At 70.0% G+C, this 4,149-nt stretch carries 3 protein-coding genes and 1 pseudogene; 3 read left to right on the forward strand and 1 reads right to left on the reverse strand.

Going from position 1 to position 4,149, the window contains the following annotated elements:
* Positions 1 to 276 precede the first annotated feature (276 nt).
* The 3 genes from ACY45C_RS11415 to ACY45C_RS11425 all read left to right on the forward strand — a co-directional run bounded on the left by ACY45C_RS11415 (position 277) and on the right by ACY45C_RS11425 (position 2,880).
* Entirely contained in the window at positions 277 to 867 is a 591-nt protein-coding gene (locus tag ACY45C_RS11415; RefSeq protein ID WP_462187593.1) for a pyridoxamine 5'-phosphate oxidase family protein, read from the forward strand.
* 137 nt (positions 868 to 1,004) lie between these two features.
* On the forward strand, positions 1,005 to 2,171 hold the full coding sequence (locus tag ACY45C_RS11420; RefSeq protein WP_462187594.1) for an acyltransferase family protein: 1,167 nt from the start codon (positions 1,005 to 1,007) through the stop codon (positions 2,169 to 2,171).
* Between the two features lie 58 nt (positions 2,172 to 2,229).
* A complete protein-coding gene (locus ACY45C_RS11425; protein ID WP_462187595.1) occupies positions 2,230 to 2,880 on the forward strand; it encodes a TetR/AcrR family transcriptional regulator in 651 nt (216 codons plus the stop codon).
* A 44-nt stretch (positions 2,881 to 2,924) separates the two neighbouring features.
* Here the strand turns inward: ACY45C_RS11425 and ACY45C_RS11430 are convergent.
* Positions 2,925 to 4,149 (reverse strand): annotated as a pseudogene (locus ACY45C_RS11430) (acyl-CoA dehydrogenase family protein); the annotation flags it as partial.

Consider the following 4,149-nt stretch of genomic DNA (forward strand, 5'->3'; position numbering starts at 1 on the left):
CGTACAACGAGGCGACGGCGACGTTATTAAGGTGACCGAAGCTGTCCATGTCGCTGAACCGCGTGGGCATCGTCTGGCTCAGAGGGTAGCTGGCGAGGCTGAGCCTCGCCGGATCACGTCTCGGGTCCATTTCGCCACTGTGCCCCATCCGATCCGGCCGTGGAGGGTCAACATTCGGTCTTCTTCGTCATGCCGGCCCGCATCTCCCCGGCCGGTCGGATTCCGGCCAGCCGGAAAACGATGTAACGCTGTCGAGACGAGGCCGATACTGAGGGGATGGGAAAGACCTACGAGCGCATCGACGGTCGGCTCCGGGCGTTCATCGAGGAGCAGGTGATCTTCTTCGTGGCGTCGGCGCCGCTGTCCGCCCAGGGCAGCGTGAACATCTCCCCGAAGGGTCGGGCCGGCACGCTCGCCGTGCTCGACGAACGGACCCTGGCCTACCTGGACTTCGGCGGCAGCCACGCGGAGACCATCGCCCACCTACGCGAGAACGGCCGGATCACCCTGATGTGGTGCGCCTTCACCGGGCCACCGACCATCGTGCGGGTGCACGGCCGCGGCGAACCGGTCTTCCGGGACGATCCCCGCTTCCCCGAGCTGCTCACCCACTTCGACGCCGAGCAGGCGGGCGCCGCCGGGCTGCGCGCCGTCATCCTCGTCGCGGCGGAACGGATCAGCGACAGCTGCGGGTACGCCGTCCCGTTCATGGACTACCGCGAGGAACGGCCACTGCACGCCCAGTATTTCGACCGCAAGACCGACGAGGAGTTCGCCGCCTACTGCGCGTCGAAGGAGTTCAACGGCACGAGCGTCGACGGCCTGCCCGCGCTCCCCCTCCCCCTGCCCGCGCGGGCGACTTCCTAGACCGCTGGTCCGGCTGCCCGACAAGGTCTGCTGTCATGGGGTGAGCGTGCGGCCCGCCGGGTCCGTCCCGGCGATCGCCGGGGCGCCGCGTCTGGCAGCCTGGCGGTGTGTGGTCACCGTGGGGCGGGCTGCGCTCCATGGACCGACTCATCGAGTCCACCCCGCCGTCCCGGGCGCGCGACGTCGACTTCCTGCGCCTGGCGAGCGTCTGTGTCGTGGTGCTGTGGCACTGGGCCCTGTCCATCGACCACTTTCGCGGGGGCGTTCTCGTGATGCCCAATCCGATCGCGCGGATACCGTTCGCCTGGCTCGCGACCTGGCTGCTCCAGGTGATGCCGGTGTTCTTCGTCATCGGTGGCTTCGCCCACCTGGCGGCCTGGGACGCGGCCGGTCGCGCCCCCGGGTCTCCGCGCGGTGATCCCGCGCTTCCCTGGGGCCCGCGGGCGCGGCGCTTCCTGCGGGGGCGGCTGCGCCGCCTGCTGCCCCCGATGGCGGTGTTCGCCGTTATCTGGGCGGCGGTCGACGCCGTCCTGCTGCTCGCGGTCCCCGACTACCCGGGTCTGCTGCGCTATGGACGGGCTGTGCTGGTGCCGCTGTGGTTTCTCGCGGCGTACCTGGGGGTCATCCTGGCCGTGCCGGTGACCGCGGCGGTCCATCGGCGGTTCGGCTGCCGGTTCATCCTGCTGCTGGGCGCGGCCGTGGCGCTCGTCGACCTGGCGCGGTTCGGCACCGGCAGCACGGTGTTCGGCTATGTCAACACCGGTCTCGTCTGGGTGTTCGCCCACCAGCTCGGGTATTTCTGGCGGGACGGCGCCCTGCGCGGGCCGCGGCGGGCGCTGCTGACGGCGCTCTGCGGGCTGGCGGGTCTGGCCCTGGTGACGACGCTCGACGAGTATCCGCGATCGATGGTCGCCACCGAGGGAACCAGGCTCAGCAACATGTTCCCGACAACCGCTGCGATCGCCGTGCTCGCCGTCTTCCAGCTCGGTCTGATACTGCTCGCCGTACCCGCCCTGAACCGAATGCTGACCCGGCGCCGGCCGTGGGCGGCGGTCGTCACGGGCAACGCCGTAATCATGACCGTGTTCCTGTGGCACATGACGGCCCTGCTGCTCGCGATGGTCACGATGCGGGCGGTCGGGCTGCCGATGCCCGAAGAACCGACCGCGGCCTGGTGGGCCGGGCGGCCGCTGTGGGTGATCCTGCCCGCACTCTTCCTGGTGCCGTTGATCGTCCTGTTCGGACCGGTGGAGCGCCGGGCCGCGGCCCCGCGTGAACCGGCACGGGCCGGGCCGGACAACTGAGAACCTGAGTTAGCCAGTATTAACCAGGCGGGCACCGGCTGTCCCGGAAGGCGGTAATGTGCCGACCGTGTCCTTCAGCCTCGAAGAACCGCCGCCAGCAGGATCGCGCCGGGAGCGCATCCTCGCCGCCGTGGCCCGGCTGATGGCCGAGCGCGGGTACCACGGGGTGAGCATCAACGACATTGGCCGGGCCGCGGGCGTCTCCGGGCCGGCGTTGTACAAGCATTTCCCGAGTAAGCAGGCGATCCTCGGCAAACTGCTGATCGGCATTAGTGAACGCCTGCTCACCGAGGGCACCCGTCGCGCGGCCGCGGTGCCCAGTCCGGACGGCACCCCCAGTCCGGACGCCACGCTGGACGCGCTCGTGCGCTGGCACGTCTCCTTCGCTCTCGACTCACCCGAACTGATCCGCGTTCAGGATCGCGACCTGAGCAGCCTGAACCCGGCCGACGCGCACACCGTGCGCCGGCTGCGACGCGGCTACGTCGAGCTCTGGGCCGCCCAGCTGCGCGCCCGCAGCCCCGAACTCGCCGAGGGCACCGCCCGCGCCGCCGTCCACGCCACCTTCGGCCTGCTGAACTCCACCCCCTACAGCGCGGTGACGATGAGCCGGCCGCAGCTGGCGGACCTGCTGCACCAGCTCGGCCTGGCCGCCCTGCTCGCCGCGGGAACGCGGCACCCGGCACCCGGGCCGGCCACCAGCCACTGATGATCTTTCGCGGGGTGCCGGCAGTGTTCTGGCGAGCCTCGCCACTACAGACCCAGTTCGCGCGCGATCAGCATCTTCTGGACCTCGCTGGTGCCCTCGCCGATCTCCAGGATCTTGGCGTCCCGCCAGTGCCGGGCGACCGGGTATTCGTTCATGAACCCGTAGCCGCCGTGGATCTGCGTGGCCTCGCGGGCATTCGTCACCGCCGCCTCCGAGGAGAACAGCTTCGCCATCGCCGCCTCCTTCTTGACGGGCAGGCCGGCGAGCATCCGGGAAGCCGCGTCGTAGTAGGCGGCACGGGCCACGTACGTCCGCACCTCCATCTCGGCAATCTTGAAGGCGATTGCCTGGTTGCGGCCGATCGGCGCGCCGAATGCCTCCCGCTGCTTCGGAGTCGAAATGAAATAACTTGCGCGTTTCGAACCCTCCACAGGCCTGTGACCTGCGATGATGCTCTCGATCGCGTATTTGTTACTTCATTACGTCCCCTTCGCGTATTTCACGCTCTCGTCCACGCAGGCCTGCGCCAGCCCGACGGCCAGCGCGGAAATCGCGATCCGGCCCTCGTCCAGGATCTGCAGGAAATTCGCATAGCCGCGGCCGCGCGCACCGAGCAGATTCTCCGCAGGAACCCGCACGTCGTCGAAGGCCAGCGGGTGGGTGTCGGAGGCATGCCAGCCGACCTTCGAGTAGGCCGGGCCGGCGGTGAAGCCGGAGGTGGGCACCGGCACCAGGATGGACGAGATCTCCTTGCGCCCGGCCGGGGTCCGCCCAGCGACAGCGGTGACGGTGACGAGCCGGGTGATGTCGGTACCCGAGTTGGTGATGAAGGCCTTCGAGCCGTTGATGACCCAGTCGCCGCCGTCGAGCCGGGCGGTGGTGCGGGTGCCGCCAGCGTCGCTGCCCGCCTCTGGTTCGGTCAGCCCGAACGCGGCCAACGCCCGCCCGCTGGCGAGCAACGGCAGCCACTCCTCCCGCTGTGCCGGCGTGCCGAACCGGTAGATCGGCATCGCGCCGAGGCCAACCCCGGCCTCCAGCGTGATCGCCACCGACGAGTCGGCCCGGGCCAGTTCCTCGATGGCCAGGCAGAGGGCGAAGAAGTCGGCGCCCTGCCCGCCGTACTCCGCCGGGAACGGCAGACCGAACAGGCCCATGTCGGCCATCTGCGCGACGACCTCGTACGGGAACGTCTTCTCCTCGTCGTGCCGCGCCGCCGCGGCGGCGACCACCTCGCGGGCGAACGCCTCCACGGTCTTGCGCAGGGCTTCC

The organism is Frankia sp. CcWB2 (assembly GCF_977927585.1).